Source organism: Micromonospora zhanjiangensis, assembly GCF_042650605.1.
Classification (GTDB): domain Bacteria; phylum Actinomycetota; class Actinomycetes; order Mycobacteriales; family Micromonosporaceae; genus Micromonospora_J; species Micromonospora_J zhanjiangensis.
On the sequence record NZ_JBHSBN010000010.1, the window covers coordinates 1 to 19887 of the forward strand.

At 72.9% G+C, this 19887-nt stretch carries 20 protein-coding genes and 1 pseudogene; 10 read left to right on the forward strand and 11 right to left on the reverse strand.

The genetic code is table 11. The features are described 5' to 3' along the window. Positions 1-301: 301 nt before the first annotated feature. Positions 302-544, forward strand: a pseudogene (tnpA, locus tag ACFOX0_RS16150) (IS200/IS605 family transposase); the annotation flags it as partial. Positions 545-997: 453 nt separating this feature from the next. Then, on the forward strand, positions 998-1990 hold the full coding sequence (locus ACFOX0_RS16155; protein ID WP_377546371.1) for an MBL fold metallo-hydrolase: 993 nt from the start codon (positions 998-1000) through the stop codon (positions 1988-1990). Between the two features lie 54 nt (positions 1991-2044). On the opposite strand, the gene ACFOX0_RS16160 is transcribed toward ACFOX0_RS16155, so the two are convergent. Continuing rightward, on the reverse strand, positions 2045-2440 hold the full coding sequence (locus ACFOX0_RS16160) for an LppU/SCO3897 family protein (RefSeq protein WP_377546373.1): 396 nt from the start codon (positions 2438-2440) through the stop codon (positions 2045-2047). A gap of 359 nt (positions 2441-2799) precedes the next feature. Between ACFOX0_RS16160 and ACFOX0_RS16165 the strand changes: the two genes are divergently transcribed. Continuing rightward, positions 2800-3126 (forward strand): hypothetical protein, encoded by a 327-nt coding sequence (locus ACFOX0_RS16165; protein ID WP_377546375.1) that lies wholly within the window; start codon positions 2800-2802, stop codon positions 3124-3126. A gap of 204 nt (positions 3127-3330) precedes the next feature. Here ACFOX0_RS16165 and ACFOX0_RS16170 read toward each other — a convergent pair whose 3' ends face one another. The 7 genes from ACFOX0_RS16170 to ACFOX0_RS16200 all read right to left on the reverse strand — a co-directional run bounded on the left by ACFOX0_RS16170 (position 3331) and on the right by ACFOX0_RS16200 (position 12894). After that, positions 3331-4563 carry a serine hydrolase domain-containing protein gene (locus ACFOX0_RS16170; RefSeq protein WP_377546377.1) on the reverse strand — a complete coding sequence of 411 codons (1233 nt, stop codon included), beginning with the start codon at positions 4561-4563 and terminating at the stop codon, positions 3331-3333. 55 nt (positions 4564-4618) lie between these two features. Further along, the gene (locus ACFOX0_RS16175; RefSeq protein WP_377546380.1) at positions 4619-5599 is read right to left on the reverse strand and encodes a TAXI family TRAP transporter solute-binding subunit; all 981 of its coding nucleotides are present in this window, start codon (positions 5597-5599) and stop codon (positions 4619-4621) included. Next, the gene (locus tag ACFOX0_RS16180) at positions 5596-5988 is read right to left on the reverse strand and encodes a roadblock/LC7 domain-containing protein (RefSeq protein ID WP_377546383.1); all 393 of its coding nucleotides are present in this window, start codon (positions 5986-5988) and stop codon (positions 5596-5598) included. The genes ACFOX0_RS16175 and ACFOX0_RS16180 overlap by 4 nt, the downstream gene beginning before the upstream one ends. Before the next feature lie 5 nt (positions 5989-5993). Further along, a complete protein-coding gene (locus tag ACFOX0_RS16185; RefSeq protein ID WP_377546385.1) occupies positions 5994-8666 on the reverse strand; it encodes a sensor histidine kinase in 2673 nt (890 codons plus the stop codon). 75 nt (positions 8667-8741) lie between these two features. Continuing rightward, positions 8742-9761: a TAXI family TRAP transporter solute-binding subunit gene (locus tag ACFOX0_RS16190; protein WP_377546388.1), complete on the reverse strand. Its 1020-nt coding sequence runs from the start codon at positions 9759-9761 to the stop codon at positions 8742-8744. Further along, the gene (locus tag ACFOX0_RS16195; RefSeq protein WP_377546391.1) at positions 9758-11875 is read right to left on the reverse strand and encodes a TRAP transporter permease; all 2118 of its coding nucleotides are present in this window, start codon (positions 11873-11875) and stop codon (positions 9758-9760) included. Before ACFOX0_RS16195 ends, ACFOX0_RS16190 begins: the two co-directional genes overlap by 4 nt. A gap of 302 nt (positions 11876-12177) precedes the next feature. Next, positions 12178-12894 (reverse strand): YqeB family protein, encoded by a 717-nt coding sequence (locus ACFOX0_RS16200; RefSeq protein ID WP_377546393.1) that lies wholly within the window; start codon positions 12892-12894, stop codon positions 12178-12180. Positions 12895-13134: 240 nt separating this feature from the next. Here ACFOX0_RS16200 and ACFOX0_RS16205 point away from each other — a divergent pair, with 240 nt between their 5' ends. Next, a complete protein-coding gene (locus ACFOX0_RS16205; RefSeq protein ID WP_377546396.1) occupies positions 13135-14391 on the forward strand; it encodes a sensor histidine kinase in 1257 nt (418 codons plus the stop codon). A 98-nt stretch (positions 14392-14489) separates the two neighbouring features. Beyond that, positions 14490-15143, forward strand: a complete 654-nt coding sequence (locus tag ACFOX0_RS16210) for a response regulator transcription factor (protein WP_377546803.1) — start codon at positions 14490-14492, stop codon at positions 15141-15143. A 36-nt stretch (positions 15144-15179) separates the two neighbouring features. On the opposite strand, the gene ACFOX0_RS16215 is transcribed toward ACFOX0_RS16210, so the two are convergent. After that, positions 15180-15482 (reverse strand): DUF4193 domain-containing protein, encoded by a 303-nt coding sequence (locus ACFOX0_RS16215; protein WP_377546399.1) that lies wholly within the window; start codon positions 15480-15482, stop codon positions 15180-15182. An 87-nt stretch (positions 15483-15569) separates the two neighbouring features. After that, the gene (locus ACFOX0_RS16220) at positions 15570-16196 is read right to left on the reverse strand and encodes a hypothetical protein (RefSeq protein WP_377546401.1); all 627 of its coding nucleotides are present in this window, start codon (positions 16194-16196) and stop codon (positions 15570-15572) included. Between the two features lie 318 nt (positions 16197-16514). Here ACFOX0_RS16220 and ACFOX0_RS16225 point away from each other — a divergent pair, with 318 nt between their 5' ends. The 5 genes from ACFOX0_RS16225 to ACFOX0_RS16245 all read left to right on the forward strand — a co-directional run bounded on the left by ACFOX0_RS16225 (position 16515) and on the right by ACFOX0_RS16245 (position 19264). Further along, positions 16515-16814 carry a DivIVA domain-containing protein gene (locus ACFOX0_RS16225; RefSeq protein WP_377546403.1) on the forward strand — a complete coding sequence of 100 codons (300 nt, stop codon included), beginning with the start codon at positions 16515-16517 and terminating at the stop codon, positions 16812-16814. Then, a complete protein-coding gene (locus tag ACFOX0_RS16230; protein ID WP_377546405.1) occupies positions 16811-17080 on the forward strand; it encodes a hypothetical protein in 270 nt (89 codons plus the stop codon). Before ACFOX0_RS16225 ends, ACFOX0_RS16230 begins: the two co-directional genes overlap by 4 nt. Before the next feature lie 93 nt (positions 17081-17173). Continuing rightward, on the forward strand, positions 17174-17914 hold the full coding sequence (locus ACFOX0_RS16235) for a hypothetical protein (protein ID WP_377546408.1): 741 nt from the start codon (positions 17174-17176) through the stop codon (positions 17912-17914). A gap of 131 nt (positions 17915-18045) precedes the next feature. After that, the gene (locus ACFOX0_RS16240) at positions 18046-18486 is read left to right on the forward strand and encodes a sigma-70 family RNA polymerase sigma factor (protein ID WP_377546805.1); all 441 of its coding nucleotides are present in this window, start codon (positions 18046-18048) and stop codon (positions 18484-18486) included. Beyond that, positions 18479-19264, forward strand: coding sequence for a hypothetical protein (locus ACFOX0_RS16245; RefSeq protein WP_377546410.1), 786 nt, complete (start codon positions 18479-18481; stop codon positions 19262-19264). The genes ACFOX0_RS16240 and ACFOX0_RS16245 overlap by 8 nt, the downstream gene beginning before the upstream one ends. A gap of 44 nt (positions 19265-19308) precedes the next feature. Here the strand turns inward: ACFOX0_RS16245 and ACFOX0_RS16250 are convergent, their stop codons facing one another. After that, the gene (locus ACFOX0_RS16250) at positions 19309-19803 is read right to left on the reverse strand and encodes a D-alanyl-D-alanine carboxypeptidase (RefSeq protein ID WP_377546412.1); all 495 of its coding nucleotides are present in this window, start codon (positions 19801-19803) and stop codon (positions 19309-19311) included. Positions 19804-19887 lie beyond the last annotated feature (84 nt).

The window sequence follows — 19887 nt, forward strand, 5'->3', positions numbered from 1 at the left end:
CGACGGCAGCGTCTCGTCCTCGGCGGTTTGCACGACGAACGAGGCGAAGTACCGTCCGGCCGCGTCCTTGATCACGGTGACCGAGGTGGGTGCCGACGGCAGGCTGCGTGACCAGCGGACCGGCACGCGCCGATCTTCGGCAACCGCAGGCGGCCGTTGTCGAGGACCTTGAACCTGCTGTTCCTGGTGAAGCGAATGGCCTGCCGGTTGTTCTTACGGGACCTGAAGCGGGTGCGGCCACCTTGCGGCCCTGGCGTTTGCCGGACAGCGAGTTGAAGAAGTTGCGGTACGCGGTGTTCAGGTGCACCTCCTGGTCAACTTCCCACCCAAAGTCGCCGTGACCCGGCTGGTCAACTCCCTCAAAGGCGTGTCCTCGCGCCGCCTGCGGCAGGAGTTTCCCGACCTCGTGCGCCACTATTACCGGGCCAACAAGCTCTGGTCGGGCTCATACTTCGCCGGGTCCGTCGGCGGCGCACCGCTGAGCGTCGTCAAGCAGTACATCGAACAGCAGAACCCTCCCGGTCAAGGCACCGCTCGGGCCTAGCAGCCCTCCCAGCGCGGGCCATCACCCCCGGCCCGAAGGCCGGAGCACTGGCCCGCATTCCGGGTAGCACTGGATGCGCACGAACCAGGTCGGTGCGGCACTGGCCGGCGTGCGTGCTGCCGCCGAGCGGCTTTCGGGTCGGTGCGCTGCGCGCCCACCGCTGACTCTGGTCGTTTGTGCGTTTGTTTTCGGCGCCGGCTGGCGGCGGAGGTAGTCGCCGAGCAGGTGGAACATCGGTGGAAACCGAATGTGGCGGCAGCGGGACCTCGACGCGGGACGGATGGAAATCCCGTCGGTGGTGGTCGACCCGCGGGGGCGTTGAGCTGCCCTGATAGTCGGACGGATATGGGTGGGTGGGGCGTGCGGTCTTGGACCGGGAGCTGCCCTTGGTGATTGGCTCGTCGGCAGGCGAAAACCGCGCCAAAGCCACCATTGTGGAGTTGAGGGAGAATCATGTCCACGTCCAGTTTCGACCGTCGACGTTTCCTGCGTACCACCGCCGTTGCCGGCACCGCGGCGGCGTCGGCGGTGGCGCTCGGCGCGCCCGCCCACGCGGGCCCGGCGGCCGCGGGCCCGGCGGCCGGGGGCGCGGCCCGGGCGGGCCGGCGGCGGACCGCGACGGCGGCGCTGCGCTGGTTCGGTACGTCCGGCTGGCGGGTCGACATCGGCGACCGCACCCTGCTGGTCGACCCTTACCTCAGCCGGTACGACACCGGGCTGTTCACCGGCGGGCAGAACCCGGCGACCCGGCTGACCGTCGACCCGTCCGTGATCGACCCGAACGTGGGCCGGCCGGAGAACATCCTGGTCACCCACTCGCACTGGGACCACCTCAACGACGTGCCCTACATCGCGACGGTACGCAGCCGGGCCAGGGTGTTCGGCACGCTCACGACCTACCATCTCGCGGCGGCGCTGGACGTGCCGACCGGGCAGCTCGCCCCGGTCAAGGGCGGCGAGGTGCTGGACTTCGGCGACTACACGGTCGAGGTGGTGGCCTCCCTGCACAGCCGCAACCGGTCCTGGTCGGTGGGCTACCCGGGAGTCCGGCTCGCCCGGCCGCCGCGCCCGGAGACCATCGCCGACCTGCCCGAGGGCGACACCCTCGCGTACGCCGTCCAGGTGCGGAACGGGCCGAAGCTGTTCTTCATGGGGGCGAGCGACTTCGTCGCGCGCAACCTCGCCGGGCTCGCCCCGGACGTGGCGATGATCGCCTATCCGGCCACCGACGCCACCGCCGACTACCTGCCGCGGCTGATGGCGGCGCTGGACCGGCCGGCCGTGGTGGTGCCGGTGCACTGGGACAACTTCGAGGTGCCGCTGCACAACCCGCCGACGCAGGACGGCGACCCGGCGCGCTTCGCGGCGTTCGTCGAGTCGGTCCGCCGGGTGTCCCCGCGGACCCGGGTGATCGTGCCGGAGTATCTGACCACGTACCGGTTCTGACCAGGCGGAACCCCGGCCGACGTCGGGTCGCCGGCCGGGGCGGTCGGGTACGGGTCAGCCCTTGGCCGGGCCGAGGCAGAGGATGAAACCCTTCCGGAAGCGGCGGCCGTCCTGGTAGAACGACGCCCCGGTGTCGGGGAAGGCGTTGCAGGCGTCGCCGCGGTCGTGGTCGGCCTCGGTCTTGCCCTCCAACCGGCCGAGCACCTTCCACTCGGCGGCGGTGTCGGTGCATTTCACGGTGTGCAGGTCGTCGGCGCCCTTGCCGGCCATGCAGTCGCCGACCTTGGCCTGGTTGGGCTCGTCCAGCCCGGCGTAGATCGCGAACGGCGCGACCAGCAGCGCCACGATGAGCACGACGACGCGGAACTTGCCGACCGTGCTGAGACCGCGGAACCGGTCGCCGAGGGTCTTCTTCGGCTGTTGCGCCGGTACCGAGTATTGCTGGGACATCGAGTGGGTGGTCCTTTCCCCGTGAGTGCTGCTGACTGACGGCGCGCCACGTCGGGGCACGCCCGGCCGGCCGGCGGTGCCGGCGGGTCGACTGAGGGATTCTCGACGTCGGGCCGGGCGGCCGGCAATGGAACGTTTTCGCGCCGATTTCCGTTACCGGAACACACCGCGCCGGGCGGCGACCACCGCGTCCCGCTCGGCGGCGCGGTCGATTCCGAGCCCGCCGCCGACCCCGCCGGTTGGTCGACAGATGTCGCGGCGGTCGGATGAACTTCCCGTCGCCGTGGAACGTACCAACATTCGAGGACGCGGCACCGCCCATCGCGGTACGCCGCCGACGTACTGCGAGGGAGGCCGCCGTGCGGACCATTGAAAAGTCGACGGACCAGACCCGTAGGGCCGCCGGGGAGATCCCGGTGCCCGAATTCGCGACCCCGGAAGACGTCCAGCTCGCGGTGAAGGCAGTGGTGGTGCACGCCCCCGAGCAGTGGCCGGCGGGTCCGCTCTGCCGCAACGACGGGGTGCCCTTCCCGTGCCGGCTGCACCGCTGGGGCCGCCGGGTGCTGTTGCAGCACGGCCTGTCCGAGCGTCAGGTCAACGCCCTGGTGGACAACGGCAACCCGTTCGTGCGGGTGCCGTTCCCGTTCCCGACCTACCGGACGGAGAAGGCCGCCCACCGGGCCTGAGGCCCGGCTGTCGACGCCGGCCGGCGCCGCGCGCGCCGGCCGGGTGAACCGCCCACCGGGTTGTCCGAGGCCGAGATCGGCGACATCGCCGAACGGGGCGATCCGGCGGTGGTGCCGACCCACCGGCCGGCGGGGGCCGGGCGATGATCCGGCTGACCGCAGACCCGCCACCTCGGCTGCCACGCCCCCCGCGGCCGGTGCACCTCAGTCGACCAGGGCGGAGTAGACCAGTTGCCGGAGCTGCGGACGCAGCGGGTGGGTGCTGGACGGCAGGAGCTGGGTGAACAGCAGTGCCGTGACGTCCTCCTGGGGGTCGATCCAGAACGCCGTGCTGGCCGCGCCGCCCCAGTAGTACTCGCCGACGCTGCTCGGCACCCGGCTCGGCACCGGGTCCTGGACCACCGCGAAGCCCAGCCCGAAGCCGACCCCCTCGAAGGTGGTCTCGGCGAAGCCGGCCGGGTCGAAGCTGGCCAGGTCGTTCCCGCCGGGCAGGTGGTTACGGGTCATGAACCGGACCGTGCGCGGCCCGAGCAGCCGGACCCCGTCCAGCTCACCGCCGCGCAGCAGCAGCTGGGTGAACCGGTGGTAGTCGGCGGCCGAGGAGACCAGGCCACCGCCGCCGGACAGCAGGCTGGGCGGCGTACGGCCCAGCGCGCCGAGCCCGTCGTGCCGGACCGCCCGCCCGTCGGCCGGGCTCGGCACGTACAGGGCGGCCAGCCGGTGGACGTCCGCCTCGTCGACCCACCAGCGGGTGTCGGTCAGGCCCAGCGGACCGAGGATCCGGTCGGCGAAGAAGTCGTCCAGGCTCTGCCCGGACACCACCTCGACCAGTCGGCCCAGCACGTCGGTGGCGACGCCGTAGCCCCAACCCGTGCCGGGCTGGAACAGCAGCGGCAGCCGGGCCCAGGTCTCGCAGGCTGCGGCGAGGTCGATCCCGGCCGGCGGGTAGAGGTCGTGGCCGGCCGCCCGGTAGAGGCCGTCGACCACCGAGTTCTGCAGGAAGCCGTACGTCAGGCCGGCGGTGTGGGTGAGCAGGTGCCACACCCGGATCGGCTCGACCGCCGGCACCGTGTACGGCTTGAGCAGTGAGCCCTTGTCGTACACCCGGACGTCGGCGAACTCGGGCAGCCACCGGCTGATCGGGTCGGTGAGCTGGAACCGGCCCTCCTCCCAGAGCATCATCGCCGCGACCGAGGTGACCGGCTTGGTCATCGAGTAGATCCGCCACAGCGTGTCCGGCTCGACGGCCGCGCCGGCCTCGACGTCCCGCATCCCGTGGCAGGACGCGTGCGCCACCTCGCCGCCCCGGGTCACCACGATCTGCCAACCGGCCAGCCGGCCGTCGGTCACGTACCGGGCGAAGTGCCGGTCGATCCGCGCCAACCGGTGCGGGTCGAAGCCGACCTGGTCCGGGTCGATGGTCCGTTCCACGATCATCGCTCGAACCTACTGCCGGGTCACCGGCCGCGCGAGAGGTGAATCCGCCACCGGTTCAGCCGTTGCGGTAGTAACGGGCCGCGCCGGGGTGCAGCGGGATCGGGTCGGTGCCGGCGGCGGACTGCTTGGTGAAGTTGCGCCCCTCCGGGTGCACCGCGCCCAGCTCGGTCTGGTGCGAGAAGAGCAGCGACGTCAGGTCGTACGCCAACTGCTCCGGCATGTCCGCGCTGACCAGCATCAGGTTGGCCACCGTGATGGTCGGGATCCCCTTGGGCGTGTTGTACGCCGACTGCGGCAACTCGGCGGTGGTGTAGACCGGCCCGTACGTGGCGTTCAGCGGCTCCATCAGGTCGGCGATGGGTAGCAGCGCGAACTTGCCCGGCGCCGCGCTGAGCAGGTCCGTGATGCCGGGGGTGGGCAGCCCGCCGGAGAAGAACATCGCGTCCAGCGTCCCCGCGCGCAGCTGCTTGGTGGTCTCCGGCAGCGAGAGCTTGACCCGCTTGACCCCCCGGTCCGGGTCCAGCCCGGCCGCGGTGAGCAGCCGGCCGGCCAGCGCGTCGGTGCCCGACCCGGGCGAACCGGTGGAGACCCGCTTGTCCTTCAGGTCCGCCATCGTCTTGATGCCGGCCTTCGCGCTGGTGGTCACGATGACGTGGGTGAAGTTGCTGTACACCCGGGCCAGCGACCGGACCGGCTGCGGGCGGCCCTGGAACGGACCGCGTCCGGCGGTCGCGTCGGCGGCGGTGTCGGCCAGGCTGAACGCGATCTCCATGTCCCCGTTGACCAGCCGGGTGATGTTCTCCCCGGAGGCGCCGGTCGGTTCGGCCCGCGCCTCGTAGCCGGGCAGGTAGCGGCTGATGATGTCCGCGTAGCCGCCGCCGAGCTGGTAGTAGACGCCGGTGGTGTTGCCGGTGGCCAGGAAGATCCGGCCACCGTGCCACGGACCGGGGTTCGCCGCGGCCCGGTCGTCGTTGCCGCAGCCGCTCGCCGTCACCGCCGCCGCCAGCGGCAGCAGCAGGGCCGTCCGCCGCCTCACGACCGGACCCCGGGTTCGAGCGCCTCGGCCAGCCGCTGCACCAGCATGGCCGTCTCGTAGCCGATCTGGCCCAGGTCGCAGCCGGGGGCGGCGAGCACTCCGATCAGCGCCCGGTCGCCGACCGACATGATCAGCAGCACTCCCTCGTCCATGTCGACGATCTGCTGGCGTACCCGGCCGGCGGACATGAACCGGGCGGCCCCGGTGGTCAGGCTGGCCAGGCCGCTGATCACCGCGGCCAGGTGGTCGACCTGGTCGACGGCGAGGTCGGGTGAGGCCGCGAGCCGAAGCCCGTCGCCGGAGACCGCGAGGGCGTGCGCGACGTCCGGTACCTGGCTCGCGAAGCTGGCCAGCAGCCAGTCCAGGCCGGTGCTCGTTTCCTGGGTCATGACAATCAACTCCCCGTCGCGTCGGATTGCTTGCCACGACGCATAGCCGTGGCGACACCCTCGCTCAGCGCGGACAGCCGAGCCCGGACGAGTTCCGGGTCCAGCAGGTCGGTGCGCGGGGCGAGTGGCTGCGGGTTGGGCAGCTCGGGTGCCAGTTGGTCACCCCGGATCCGCCGGGGCAGCGGCTGGCCGGCTTCCGTCGGCGGGGCCGGTCGCCACGGCGGCGGGCCGGCTTCCCCACCCGGTTGCGGCCCGGGCCGGTCGGGCACCCGCGCCGCCGCCTCCTGCCACGACAGGCGACCGGCGTTGCCCGGGTCGGCGTAGTGCCGGTCGGATCCCTGGCCCGCCGCGGCCTGCCAGGTCGGCCCGGTGCCCTCGGCACCCGACCAGGCCGCCGCCGGCCCGGAACCGGGACCGAGGACGGGCAGCGCGACCGTGGGCGCCCGGTTGGCGCTCACCAGCTGTGGGGACGCCACCGCCGGCGCGGCGGTCGACCAGGCCGGCGCGCCGGCCGTCGGGACCGGTGCGACCGGTACGGACTGACCTCGCGCGCCGAACCAGCTTTTCGTCATGCCGTTCGCCCGCGCCACGGCCGGCGCGCCCACCCGCGCCACGGCCGGCGCGGCGGTGGACGCCATCTGCCGGCGTTGCGCGACGGCCGGCGCCGGTGCGCCCCGGCCCGCCGCGACCGACGCCGGCGCCGGCCGGGCCGAGCCCGAGTTCGGCCGTCCCAGCGCCTTCTCCACCTGGGTGAGGACCGCCTCCGGCACCTCGACGCAGGCCACCGTGCCGGAACCGGTGCTGTGCAGCGACACCTGGATGTTGTGCCGGGCGGCCAGGTGCGCGACCACGTGCAGGCCCATGCTGCCGGCCGCGGCGCTGGACAGGCTGCTCGGCGAGGCCAACCGGTCGTTGATCTCGGCGAGCCGCTTCTCGCCGATGCCGATGCCCTGGTCGTGCACCCGGACCAGGACGCCGTCGATGGTGCGCCGCCCGTCCACCCGGACCATCGCCTCCGGCGGCGAGTACGACGTGGCGTTCTCCAGCAGCTCGGCGAGCAGGTGGACGAGGTTGCCCACCACGGCCGGGTCGACCGCGACCTGCGGCAGGTCGGCCTCGACCCGGGTGTACTCCTCGATCTCCGAGGCGGCGGCCGAGACGATCTCGGTCAGCAGGTAGGCGCCGTGCTGGGCGCGACCGGGTTCACCACCGGCCAGGACCAGCAGGTTCTCCCCGTTGCGACGCATCCGCGCGGCCAGGTGGTCGAGGGCGAAGAGCCGGGCCAGGGCGTCCGGGTCGGTCTCCTCCCGCTCGAACTCGTCGAGCAACCGGAGCTGCCGGGTGATCAGCGTACGGATCCGCCGGGCCAGCGCCTCCGCCATCCGGGTGACGTCCACCCGCAGCTCGGCCTGGTCACCGGCGAGCCGCAGCGCCGACCGGTTGACCGTGTCGAACGCGTCCGCCACCTGGGCGATCTCGTCGCGTCCGCGGGCGATACCGGTGGTGAGTTCGAGCGCGGAGGCGTACTCGGTGCCCTCGTCCGGCGTGCGGCCGGCGGCGATCGCGTTGATCCGGTCGGGCAGTTCCCGGTTGGCCATGGTGAGCGCGGCCACCCGCAACCGGCGCAACCGGCGGCTGGTGTGCACCGCGAGCATGGCCGCGGCGAGCAGCGACAGGGCCGCCACCGCCAGGGCGGTGCCGCCGCTGACGATCGCCCGCTGCCGGGTGTCCCGGGCCAGCTTGGCCGCCTGCTGGTCGAGCCGCTCGGACAGGTCCTGGGCGATCAGGTTGTGCCGCCGGACGACACCGCTCTGCGCCACGTACCAGGCGTCGCCGTCGATCTTCAGTCCGCCCGGGGTGCTGTCCGCGGCGAGCGCGACGTCCCGCATCCGGCGGGCCGCGGAGACGTCCGCGCCGTCGAGCAGTCGGCTCTGCACGGCCACCGACGCGGGGTCGGCGATCCGGGCGAACTCCGCCTGCCGTTGTTCCTGCGCGCCGCGTAGCTGGGCGACCTTGGCGACGTCCCCGGCGACCAGCGCGCCTCGGGTGAAGATGGTGCGCAGCAGGTCGCGTTCCAGCGCGGCGAAGTGTTCCTGGGCGGCGACCGAGGCCACCTCGCGGGCCGCGTTCGCCAGGTCGGTGTTGCGTACCTGGGCCGGCAGCGCGTCGGCGACGGCCAGCAGCGCGTCGACCACGGTGGCGTACAGCGGTTCGGCCGGGCGGGCGCCGAGCGAGAGGGACCGGACGTCCTTGAGCTGGTCGAGCTGGCCGTTGGCCGCGTCCAGCGGACCGGCCAGGGCGGGCGCGGCGCGGCGGGCGTCGTCGGCGGCCGTGCGGTAGCGGGTGACGGCCGTGTCGACCCGCCGGCGCTGGGCGACCACCAGCTTCTCGCCGGTCTTGCCGCCGCGCTGGCGCAGCGCGGCGGTCTCGGCGAGCTCGCGTTCCAGTTCGTGGACCGCGCGGACGGTCGCCGTCGCGGTGCCGGCCAGCACCCGGGCGCGGGCGGCGTCCGCGGACTCGACGAGAGCGGTACGGGTCTGCACGGTGCCGAGGACGATCAGGCCCACCGTGGCGACCAGGATCGGGGCGAGTAGTTGCGTACGCATCGACCACAACCGGTTGGTCTGGTCGGTGGGCCGGTTGTGGCGGCGTACGCCGGCGGTACCAGGTACTGGCACGCGGGCCTCCGGGGGTGCGTGGACGGGTGCTGTCCGCCGGGCCCGGTGGGGCGACCGGGCCCGGCGGATCGTGGATCAGCGACTGCCGAGGTCGTTGAGGGCCGTGGCCGCGCCACGGTGCAGCGGCACCGGCTCGGTCTTGCGGGCCGTCTCCAGTTGGATGCCCTTGGCCGCGGGGTTGGCCTGGACCAGGGCGTCCTTCTTGTCGAACAGCACCCGGGTCAGCGCGCAGGCGACGTTGGCGTCGAGGTTCTTGCGCACCAGCAGCACGTTCGGCACGACGATGGTGGGCGTGTCCGCCGCCGTCTTGTAGACGTCCTTGCCGATGGTGCCGGCCTGGTACGCCGGGTTCAGCTCGGTCATCTTGGGCAGCAGCGGGCTGATGTCGATGAACTTGACCTTGTCGCCGGCCGTGGTGAACAGGTCGGTGAGGCCGCCGGTCGGGATGCCGCCGGACCAGAAGAGCCCGTCGATGCTGCCGTCCTTCAGGCCGTCCACGGTCTTGGTCAGGTCGAGCCGCTGGGCCTTGATGTCCTTCTCCGCGTCGAGGCCGGCGGCCTTCAGCAGCCGCTGGGCGATCACCTCGGTGCCGGACTTGGGCGAACCGGTCGAGATCCGCTTGCCCTTCATGTCGGCGACCGAGTTGATGCCGGCGTCGGCCCGCACCACGACCTGGGTGTAGTTGTCGTAGATCCGGGCCAGCGCCTCGACCGGCTGCGGGCCGGTGAACGAGCCCTTGCCCTGCACGGCGTTGACCGCGGTGTCGAAGAGGGAGAAGGCGACGTCGTACTTGCCGGCGACCAGCTGCTCGATGTTCTGCACCGAGGCGCCGGTCTCGGCCGCGGTGCCGGTCAGCTTCCCGTCGGTGGCGCCGGAGAGCTGGTTGGCCAGGGCGTTGCCGACCACGTAGTAGACGCCGGTGGCGTTGCCGGTGGCGATGCCGACCCGGGTCTCCTTCTCCACCTTGCAGGTGATGTCGTTTGCAGCGTTGTCGGTGGCGGCGGCGTTCTGGCGGCCACCGCATCCGGCGGTGCCGGCGGCGACGAGCGCGAGTGCGCCCACCACGGCACCGAGTCGTACGCTGGTTCGGCTCACGTGTAGTCCTCTCTCGGGTCCGCCGGTCTCCCGGCCCGCGGCCCACCGGTCCCGGTGGTGAAACCGCGTCGTATCAGGCAGCCCGCCACGGTCGCGGCGGCGAGCGCGCAGCCGACCAGGACCGGTACGGGTTCGAGCCACAGGAGGGTCAGCCCGGCGAGCGCGCCGAGCAGGCGTTCCGGCGTACCGGCCGGGCCCACCCCGGGGAGCCAGCCGCCGGCGGCGACGGCCAGCACCGCGACGCTGAGCGCGGACGCGGCGGTGGCGAAGGCGATCCGGCCCGGACCGCCGATGGCGAGCAGGCCGAGTCCGTTCGGGGTGACCACGAAGGCGATCGGCGCCAGGTAGGCGGGTAGCGCGTAGCGCAGGGTCTGCCACATGGTGGGCACCAGCCGGCCGCCGGTGAGCGCCGCCGCCGCGACGGCGGCCAGCGCGGTCGGCGGGGACACCTCGGACAGGACGGCGAAGTAGAACACGAACATCGCCGCGGCCGGCGCGGTCACGCCCAGGTTGAGCAGCGCCGGACCGATGATCACCCAGCCGATCACGAACGAGGCGGTGACCGGTACGGCCAGGCCGAGCAGGGTCAGCGCGACGCCGGCGAAGACCGCGGTGAGCAGCAGCACCAGCGTCGGGTCGTCGCTCATCGCCTGGGCGCCCTTGATCAGCAGCGCGGCGGCCTGCGGGCCCAGCCCGGTCTTGGTGGTGACGGCGGTGATGATGCCGGCGGCCGCGCAGACGGCGACCACCGCGAGCACGCCGCGCACCCCGGCGGAGAGCGCCTCGGCGAGTCGGCGCGGGGTGAGCCGGTGGGCCCGGTCCAGGAAGGACAGCAGCACCGCCAGCAGGGTCGCCAACACGACCGAGCGGGTCGCCGAGAGCCCGACGGCCAGGCATCCGATGATCACGAACAGGGAGAGGAAGTGGTAGCCGAACCGGCCGAGCAGACGCCAGGGCGAGGTGACGTCGAGGACCACCGGACGGGTGCCGTGCCGGCGGGCGTCGATCTCGACCGAGAGCAGGATGCCCAGGTAGTACAGCACCGTCGGGACGGTCGCCCAGCCGAGCACGCGCAGGTACGACACGTTCAGGTACTCGGCGATGATGAACGCCGCGGCGCCGAGGGTCGGCGGGGACAGGATCGCGCCCACGCCGGCCGCGGCGAGCATGCCGCCGGCCCGCTCGGCGGGATAGCCGGCCCGGCGCAGGATGGGCCAGGTCACCGCCCCGATGCTGACCGTAGTGGCCGCGCCCGAGCCGGAGACGGTGCCGAGCAGGAAGCCGGAGGCCACCGCGGTACGCCCGGCGGCGGTCCGGGACCGGCGGAACGCGGCGGCCGACAGCTCGACGAAGAACCGCCCGGCCCCGGAGAGGTCGAGGACCGCCCCGTAGATGGTGAACAGCACGATGTACGAGGCGGCCACGTCCAGCGGGGTGCCGTAGAAGCCGCTGTCGGAGTTGTAGAACGCGTCGATCAGCTGGTCGAAGTCCAGCCCCGCGTGGGCCACCGCCCAGGACTGCGGCAGCAGGCCGCCGTAGTAGCCGTAGGCGAGGAAGAGCGCGCAGACCGCGGGCAGCACCCAGCCGGTGGCCCGCCGGCACGCCTCCAACAGCAGCACCATCAGCGCGGCGCCCATTACGACATCGATGGGCGTCAGTAGGCCCTGTCGGTTGAGAAACGCATCGTAACCGCCACCACTGGACCCGATTCGCAGCGGCGAGACCGGGTACAGGCAGACGACCAGCGCGACCGTCGCAAAGATCCAGTCCGGAATGGTCGGCCGGGTGCGGGTGGGTGCCGGACTTTCGCCTTCGGAGCGTGACGAAAAATGCTTGCGCAATGCTAACGGAAGTCGGAATCCGGCGGGAAAGGCGAGGAAGACCAGCGGCAGTACGCCGGCCAGGAAGACGATCAGGTAGTACTTGCTGCCCTGCGGCAGCGGCCGGAAGGTCTGCCAGAGCGCGAACAGCGCGACGGCCAGCGCGGTGCCGGTGACCAGGACGGACACCGGGCCGGCCAGCGTGCGGCCGGGCTTCTCCTCCTCGAACTGGCTGGCGAGTTCCTCGGACTCCCGGCTGGCCCGGTCGACCTCCGCACCGGTGACGCGGTGCACGATGGTCCCGTCGACCGGGTCATCGAGCGACGTCGGCGCGGTCCGGGCCGGCTCGTCGACCGTCCGAAGTGCACGGGGAACCCCGTCCGCGCCGGGGGTCGGGGAGGTAGTCGTCCCCGGCCCGGTCGCGGACGAATCCTCGGAAGATCGGGTTGGCGACACGAGGCCGTACGATACGCGTTACCGATCCGATGTGGAACATTGTCATTAACAGTTACCTAAAAGTGATCATAGAATGTTGTAGGCCCCAAACGGTCGGTAATCGTTTTCAGGACTTCCGAGCCGACCCGAACCGTTCCCATTCACGTCGGCCGGTCCGTCGGCCGCCATTGCTGCCGGCCGTCCCGGTCCCGGACCACGACCCCCAGCCGCGCCAGGTCCTCCCGGAGCGCCTCGGCCTCCTCCCGCCGGTTCTGCTCCAGGGCCCGCTGCCGGCTGCGCAACAGCGGGCCGGCGCCGGCCGGCAGGTCCGGCTGACCCTCCAGCCACAGCCGGTACCGGTCCGCGTACGGGTCGCCGTCGGCCAGCCACCGGTAACCGTGCCCGGTGAACGCCTGTCGGAGCCGATCCGGGTCCAGGTCCGCCTTCTCCCGGGCCAGTGGCCCGGCGTCCGGGCCGAGCAGCACCAGGTGCCCGTCCTCCAGGTACGCCGACCGGACCGCGCCCCGCGCGATCTCCCGGGTGGAGCCGCCGCGACGCAGGCCCACCCGGTCGGCGGTGACCGTCACCCGCAGCCGCTCCCAGCTCCCGATCGCGGCGAGGCAGAGCCCCAACGCCGCGCCGACGGCGACCGGGACGATCGTCGCCCGCGGTTCCGGCTGCGCCGCGAGCAACCGGAGCACCGCCTTGAACGGCACCAGCGGCAGCCCGACGAGATGTCCCACCGACGCCCGGACCAGCCAGCCCAGCCCGGCGCCGAGCAGCGGGAAACCGCACCACATCACGATCAGGTCGGCGACCGGTCCGGTCACCACGACCGGACCGGAGTACGACGACGGGGGAACCAGGTTCCGGTTCATGTCAGGGGACCTCCGGCCGTACCGTTTGGTCAGCTGCTCGACCTTGATCATGCCGACCAGCCTGCCGCCGGCGGGGCCGGCCGCGCAGCGGCCGACGGTTCATCGACGCCGACCTTGGTCGATGATCGGACGTCGACTTTGGTCGGTGTCGAGGCCGCCGCCGGCCACCTACGATGGCCACATGGGCGAGGGGTGCGGGGTGCCGGCTCGGCGCGGCTCGCGGCGCGGCGGAGCGGCGGGGTGAGCGGTGCCGCGGCCCCGGAGTACCGCTGGCTGCTGCCGGCGGTGCTGACCGCGTCCGCGGACCGGGCCGGGCCGCCGCCGCGCCGCTCGACCCGGGACTGGCTCGTCGACAGCGTCTTCTTCCTCTGCGCCCTCGGCTGCGCGCTGCTGATACTCGCGGACACCACCGCGCCGCGTCCCGAGCTGGCCCCGCCGATCGGACCGGGCTGGTTCACCCCGGTGGACGGGGTGCTCAGCCTCGCCGCCTGCGGCGCGCTCTGGGTACGCCGCCGCTGGCCGGTCGCGCTGGCCTGGGCGACCATGCCGCTGAGCCTGTTCTCGGTGGCCAGCTCGGTGGCCCTGCTGGTCATCGCGTTCACCGTGGTGGTGCACCGGCGGCTCGCGGTGGCCGCCCCGGTCCTGCTGACCGGGCTGACCACCGGGCTGGTCCACAGCCGGCTGCGGCCGGACGCGGACATGGACTACTGGATGTCGGTGGTGTGGGGGGTGCTGGTCACCGGCGCGGTGCTGGCCTGGGGGATGTTCGTCAGGGCCCGGCGGCAGTTGGTCGTGTCGCTGCGCGACCGGGCGGACCGGGCCGAGGCCGAGCAGCAGTTGCGGGTGGCCCAGGCGCGCCAGCTCGAACGCACCCGGATCGCCCGCGAGATGCACGACGTGCTGGCCCACCGGATCTCGCTGCTCAGCCTGCACGCCGGGGCGCTGGAGTTCCGACCGGACGCCCCGTCGGACGAGGTGGCCCGGGCGGCCGGGGTGATCCGGACCAGCGCGCACGCCGCGTTGCAGGACCTCCGCGAGGTGATCGGCGTGCTCCGCGAACACTCCTCCGGGGCCGGTGACGGGCCGCCGGAACGTCCGCAGCCGACCCTGGCCGACGTGCCGGCCCTGGTGACGGAGTGCCGCGCCGCCGGCGTACGGGTCGAGGTGGACCAGACGGTGGCCGACCCGCGGTCGGTGCCGGCCGGGATCGGGCGCAGCGCCTACCGGATCGTGCAGGAGGGGCTGACCAACGCCCGCAAGCACGCGCCCGGCACGGTGGTGCGGGTGCGGACCAGCGGCGGACCGGGGACCGGCCTCACCGTGGAGGTCCGCAACCGGCGCCCGGTCGGCCGGCCGGCGGTGCCGGGGATACCGGGCACCGGCACCGGCCTGGTCGGGCTCGCCGAGCGGGTCAGCCTGGCCGGCGGTCGGCTGGAGCACGGCCGGGTCCCGTCGGGCGACTTCCGCCTGCACGCGTGGCTGCCGTGGCCGACGTGAGCGGTACGGCCGACGGGACCGGTACGGCCGACGGGACCGGTACGGCCGACGGGACCGGTACGGCCGACGGGACCGGTACGGCCGGTGGGCCGGTACGGGTGCTGATCGTGGACGACGACGCCTTGGTCCGGGCGGGGCTGTCCATGATCCTCGGTGGCGTGCCCGACCTGCGGGTGGTCGGCGAGGTGGCCGACGGCGGGGAGGTCGCCGCCGCGGTCGCCAGCCACCGGCCGGACGTGGTGCTGATGGACATCCGGATGCCCCGGATGGACGGACTGACGGCCACCGAGCTGCTGCGCCGCTCGCCGTCCCCGCCCGAGGTGCTCGTGCTGACCACGTTCGACGCGGACGAACACGTGCTGCGGGCGCTGCGCGCGGGGGCCGGTGGCTTCCTGCTGAAGGACACCCCGCCGGCCGAGATCGTCGCGGCGGTGCGGCGGGTGGCCGCGGGGGAGGCCACCCTGTCACCGACCGTGACCCGCCGGCTGATCGACCACGTGACCGGTCCGGCCGCCGGTCGGACCGGCACCGCGCGCCGGGACCGGGCGGTGCGGCTGCTCGACGGGCTCAGCGCGCGGGAGCGGGAGGTCGCGGTCGCCGTCGGTCGGGGCGCCTCCAACGCCGAGATCTCGGCGGAATTGTTCATGAGCGTGGCCACCGTCAAGGCGTACGTGTCCCGGCTGCTGACCAAGCTGGGCCTGAACAACCGGGTCCAGGTGGCCCTGCTGGTGCACGACGCTGAACTGGTCTGAAGGGGGCCGCCGGGGCCGGGGCCGCGGTCCGGGCGGCTAGCCGCACTCGCGGCAGATGGGTTCGCCGTGCCGCTGGCCGCCCAGTTGGCTGCGGTGGTGCACCAGGAAACAGTTGGTGCAGCGGAACTCGTCGGCGAGCATCGGCACGACCGCCACGGTCAGTTCCTCGCCGGACAGGTCCGCACCGGGCAGCTCGAACCCGTCGGTCGGGTCGGGGTCGTCCAGGTCGAGGACGGGTGACCGGGCGGCGGCCCGCCGGGCGGCCAGGGCGGCCAGGCTGTCGTCGCCGAGATCGATCGACGGGCGGCGCGGTTCGTCGTAGTTCGTCGTGTTTGCCATCACATTTCCTTTCCGGTCTCCGGGTGACGTAACGACCGCGACCGGAAAGGGGTGTGTTCTACCCAAAAATAGACTTATCGGATGCGGTCAGGCGAACGCCACCCTCGCCCACCGGCTCGGCCGCAGGGTCATCACCTTGAACGGACAACTGCGGTCGGTCAGCAGCACGTACGCCTCCTGGGCCCGCCGGGCCGCGTCCTGCGCCTGCTCCGCCGGGGTGACACCCTTGCCCTTGTTGCGGAACAGCGCGCCGTAGAAGGCAGAACAGAAGACGGTGCTCTCGTGCCAGCCGATCTGGGCCGAGGTGCCGATGTAGGTGACCTCCCCCTGGAGACAGTCCCGGACCGCCTTCTGCCAGGCGCCGGTGCCGGTCTTGCAGCCGTCGGCCAGGATCGCCCCGGTGGAGATGCCCCGGCCGAGGTCGGCGGCGCGCTCGCCGAGCTGCTCCATGGAGATCTGGGTCTTGCCGTCGCTGCTGCTGAAGGTGGGCGTGACGCTGTGGTCGCCGTGCGCCGTGACGTGCAGCACGTCGCACGAGGCGGTGAACGCGGTGAGCACCGTGTCCGGATCGCGGGACCGGACGAAGTCGACGTCGGCCACCGGATTGTCGTGATCGATGTTGATGTTGTCCAGGGTCGACTGGACGAAGGCCATCGCCGAGTCGAAATAGGAGTCGAGTCCGATGTCGAGCAGGCAGACGCGTCTTCTGCGCACAATCCCCCCGGGGAGTCGGCCGGTCGGTGGCGGTCTCGTCCGACCGTACGACGTGGGTGCGACACCGGCCTTCGGAGAGCGGTAACGAAACCACATCGCCGGACCGGCCGAGGCGGTCCGGGGCGGGGCCGGTGGGCATGATCGCGCGCAGGGACAGTTTGTCCGTCGCGTTCCGTCGATGGGACCGTAGCTTTCTGTCGACCTGATCGCCAGTCGCCAGGGAGGCGCGGACATGGGCAGCGCGAGTGTCGCGGCCGACAGCCACAGCACCCGGACCATGGCCGCCGACCCGGCCGCGACCGTCGGGCCGGTGGGCCGGTGAACCGCCGCGGCGGCGGACCTGGCGACCGGAGTCGCCGGCTGACGTCCGCCCAGGTCCGCAACCGGCGGTTCCGGGCCCGCGGCTTCCTGCGCGGCGGCCTCGACCCGGCCGACGTGTACGGCTTCCTGCACCAGGTCGGCGACGAGATCGACCTGTTGCGCCGGGAGCACGCCGCCCTGCACGCGGAGAACGAAAGGATCAAGGTCGCCCTGCACCACTGGCAGACCTGGCACCGGCACTGCGACATCCCCGATCTGCACTGGCCCATCAGTCACGAGTCCGGAGACCGCCGATGAGCACACCCCGTTGGGTCCTGCACCTGCCCACCACGCTGACCTCGTTCGAGGCGGCGGTGGACCTCGTCGACCACCTCCGGGAACTGCTGGCACACGTGCCCGTGCTCGACTTCCACGGCGCCACGCTGACGGAGAAGGACCGGGTGATGGTCCGGCACCCGGTCTACTGCGCCGGGCCGCTGCCCGAGCGGCGCTCCTGCGGGCTGCGCTTCGAACACGCCGGTCCCTGCCTCGGCACACCCGAACTGCACCCCGCCTACCGGTGAACCCGCTGTCGGCCACCTGACGCAACCGGGCGGGGCGCGTCCCCGTGTATTCCCCGAGCGACCGACGAGCGGTCGCGATGTCTTGGGGGAGCGATGCGAGCAGTGAACCAGGTGACCGTGCGACGGTCGGCGGTGGCGGTACTGGCGGTGACCATCGGGTTGGTGGCGGCCCTGACCGGCTGCGGCAGCCGGCCGAAATCGACGGCCGGCGGAGGGGCCGCCGGCTCGCCGTCCGCCTCGGCCACGGCAACGGCCGCCGTCACCACCCCGGCGGGGACACCCGGCCCGACCGGCACGGCGACGGCGTCCGGGGGTGGCCCGGCGTCCGGGATCGGCCGGCCGGTCACACCCGCCCGGCCAAAATCCACCGGTACGCCGAAGCAGCCGGCCTCCTTCGACCCGGCCCGGGACATCACCGACCTGATCACCCAGACCTCCGGCCTGCGGCTGGCGAAACCGGTCGGCGGTATCCGGCACGGCGAGCTGACCGTGACGATCCGCAATGCGGGACCGAACCCGCTGTGGCACCTGACAATGATCATCGAAGTGCCGGCGAGCATGACCGCCGACGGTGGGGACTGGGCCGGCTGCACCAGGCTCGCCCAGACCAAGGCCGGCTTCCCGGCCGGGTCGAAGTGCGACAAGGGCTACCTCGCGGCCGGCCAGAGCCTGGTCCTCCATTTCCGGATGAAGTCACCTGCCAGCATGGACGCCGCCGACAGCCGGGAGTCGCGCTGGCTCGTCGACGCATGGTCCGGCGACGGCCGCGAGATGATGTACCGCGACGGCGGTCCGGACGACAACCGGCGCATCTTCATGGTGTACCGGGCCTGACGGTGTCCGTCACGGTGAGCGCGTTGACCGACGAACCGTCCCCACCGCCGTCCGCCCTGGTCGACGAGCAGGCGGACCCGGCCGACGACCTGTCCTTCGAGGACTTCTACGCGGCGGCCTTCCGGCCCTTGATGCTGCAGTTGTGGGCATACACCGGGGACCACGGACAGGCGCAGGAGGTCGTCCAGGAGGCGTTCTGCCGGGCGTACCCCCGTTGGGGCCGGATCAGCAGGTACGACGATCCGGCCGCCTGGGTGCGCCGGGTCGCCTGGAACCTGGCCACCAACCGGTTCCGCCGGGCCAAACTGTTCACGGCGTTCGCCCGGCGGCACCGGGAGAGCCACGTGGACGGACCGAGCCCGGACCGGGTGGTGTTGGTGGCAGCCCTCGCCGCACTGCCCGAGCGGCAGCGCCGGGCGCTGGTCAAGTACCACCTCGGTGACTTCTCCGTCGCCGAGATCGCGGCGGCCGAGGGAGTGGCCGAGAACACGGTGAAGTCGTGGCTGCACCGCGGACGGGCCGCCCTGGCGGTCGCCCTCGGCCGGCCCGAGGCGGAGGGGCGTCATGACTGACCAGGACACCGAACGGTTCGTCGGCGCCGCGTTCGCCGACTTCCGCGGCGCCGCCGGCGAGTACGCCACCGGCCCCGGCACGACCGGGGTCCGCGACCGGGCGCGCCGGCGCCGCACAACCCGTACCGTGACAGCCGGCGCGGCCATCGCGGTGCTGCTGGTCGGCGGTGGCCTGGCGCTGCGCTCGGTCGCTGGCCCGCAGGCCGGTCCGGCTCCGGCCGGGGTCGACCCGACCGGGGCGACGCCCGTGCCGACACCGTCCGCCGCGCCGACGCCCCGGTCCACCTCGTCACCGTCGGCGCCCGTCGCCACCGCACGACCGACCGGGACCGTCGCCGGTGGGGTGCCCGGGTCATCGGTGGCCGGTCCGTCCTCGGCCGCCACGGCCGCCGATCTGGCGGTCAGCGTGACCGAGGTGGTGCTGAGCCCCGACGACGGCGCCGGCCGGCGGACCGGTTCGCTACGGGTACGGGTGGACAACGCCGGGCCGGCCATCGTCACCGGTCTGACGGTGACCGTACGGATGCCGGACGGCTACCGACCGGACGGTCCCGGCCAGGGCGGCTGCACCCTGACCGGGTCGGCCGGCACGTACCGCTGTGGGTGGTCCGGACGGCTGGTGCAGCTGGCAAGCACCATCTTCAACTTCCCGTTGACCGCACCACCCGGCCCGGTCCGGTCCGGGCCGGCGCAACAGCGCACCGTGCTGGTCGGGCCGAGAGTTGGCACCGACCCGAACTGGTCCGACAACACCAGCGCCTACCGGATCACCGACTGAGCGGCCGGACCGTCGTCAGCCGATCCGGCCAGCGGCAAACCGGGTCAGCAGGCGATCGGCTTGACCCAGGAGCACTCCAGGCCCTTCGGGACCGCCGGTGCCGTGGGCGCGACCGGCGGGGCTGACTTCGCCCGGCCGGCGCCGGCCGTGCCGGACCAGCCGGCCAGGTAGACCGCGATCTGGTCCTGGATGTTCGTCACCGACGAGGCCAGGTAGTTGTTCAGCAAGATGGAGAAGGCCAGCACGTGCCCGTCCGCGTCGGTGACGTAGCCGGACAGCGACGAGGCCCCGGTCAGCGTGCCGGTCTTGGCGTGCACGTTGCCCGCGGCCGGGGTGCCGCGCATCCGGCTGCGCAGCGTCCCGCCGACGAACCGGTCCGGGTTGCCGGCGATCGGCAGGGCCGCGTACCGACCGCCGGGGCGGGTGCCTGGGCGGTGGCGGTGGTGGTCGACGCGCCGACGGTCGCGGCGGTGGCGACCAGCGCCAACGCCCCGAGGCCGCGGGTGAACGGGCGAGGTCTCATGTCCGGATGCTGCCATGTAGATAACTGTCGGCCAATGCCTTCGACGTGGTTATTTCTTGCAGAGGTGGGGCCGGTCGGTCGACCGGCCGTCGAGGTGCGC

Bases quoted from the DNA above. Each gene is read 5' to 3' on its own strand.
- ACFOX0_RS16250 (WP_377546412.1), bottom strand. From the start codon at position 19,803: ATGGCAGCATCCGGACATGAGACCTCGCCCGTTCACCCGCGGCCTCGG.
- ACFOX0_RS16230 (WP_377546405.1), top strand. From the start codon at position 16,811: ATGAGCACACCCCGTTGGGTCCTGCACCTGCCCACCACGCTGACCTCG.
- ACFOX0_RS16160 (WP_377546373.1), bottom strand. From the start codon at position 2,440: ATGTCCCAGCAATACTCGGTACCGGCGCAACAGCCGAAGAAGACCCTC.
- ACFOX0_RS16180 (WP_377546383.1), bottom strand. From the start codon at position 5,988: ATGACCCAGGAAACGAGCACCGGCCTGGACTGGCTGCTGGCCAGCTTC.
- ACFOX0_RS16155 (WP_377546371.1), top strand. From the start codon at position 998: ATGTCCACGTCCAGTTTCGACCGTCGACGTTTCCTGCGTACCACCGCC.
- ACFOX0_RS16235 (WP_377546408.1), top strand. From the start codon at position 17,174: ATGCGAGCAGTGAACCAGGTGACCGTGCGACGGTCGGCGGTGGCGGTA.
- ACFOX0_RS16240 (WP_377546805.1), top strand. From the start codon at position 18,046: ATGCTGCAGTTGTGGGCATACACCGGGGACCACGGACAGGCGCAGGAG.
- ACFOX0_RS16215 (WP_377546399.1), bottom strand. From the start codon at position 15,482: ATGGCAAACACGACGAACTACGACGAACCGCGCCGCCCGTCGATCGAT.
- ACFOX0_RS16200 (WP_377546393.1), bottom strand. From the start codon at position 12,894: ATGAACCGGAACCTGGTTCCCCCGTCGTCGTACTCCGGTCCGGTCGTG.
- ACFOX0_RS16170 (WP_377546377.1), bottom strand. From the start codon at position 4,563: ATGATCGTGGAACGGACCATCGACCCGGACCAGGTCGGCTTCGACCCG.
- ACFOX0_RS16245 (WP_377546410.1), top strand. From the start codon at position 18,479: ATGACTGACCAGGACACCGAACGGTTCGTCGGCGCCGCGTTCGCCGAC.